General features: G+C 45.3%; 1 protein-coding gene and 1 rRNA gene. One reads left to right on the top strand and one right to left on the bottom strand.

Going from position 1 to position 285, the window contains the following annotated elements; all coding sequences use genetic code 11:
• Positions 1-74, bottom strand: a 16S ribosomal RNA gene (locus tag ACLQ3C_RS21640); the annotation flags it as partial.
• On the opposite strand from ACLQ3C_RS21640, the gene ACLQ3C_RS21635 reads away from it, so the two are divergent.
• Positions 70-285, top strand: a 216-nt coding sequence (locus ACLQ3C_RS21635; protein WP_425707138.1) for a hypothetical protein, incomplete at its 3' end; no start/stop codon positions are given. The genes ACLQ3C_RS21640 and ACLQ3C_RS21635 overlap by 5 nt on opposite strands.

Below are 285 nucleotides of genomic sequence, written 5' to 3'. Positions count from 1 at the left end.
CCTTTCCGTTCGACTTGCATGTGTTAAGCACGCCGCCAGCGTTCGTCCTGAGCCAGGATCAAACTCTCCATGAAAAACCATCGAAACCCAAAAGTTTCAACACAACCAGGAAAGCAAAACCTGACCAAAAAACAATCCAAAAAACTGGCAAAAATAACTCCGAACACCACCACCAAAAGTAGCGGCATCCAAAAATCAATGCCATCAAAAAAAATGGCATCAAACAATCCACCAACACACTATCGAGTTCTCAACGAACACACACCCACCAACACCACCCCACAC

This window comes from Gordonia sp. DT30, from assembly GCF_049844915.1.
Lineage (GTDB): Bacteria > Actinomycetota > Actinomycetes > Mycobacteriales > Mycobacteriaceae > Gordonia.
This window is presented reverse-complemented; position numbering and strand designations above follow the sequence as displayed.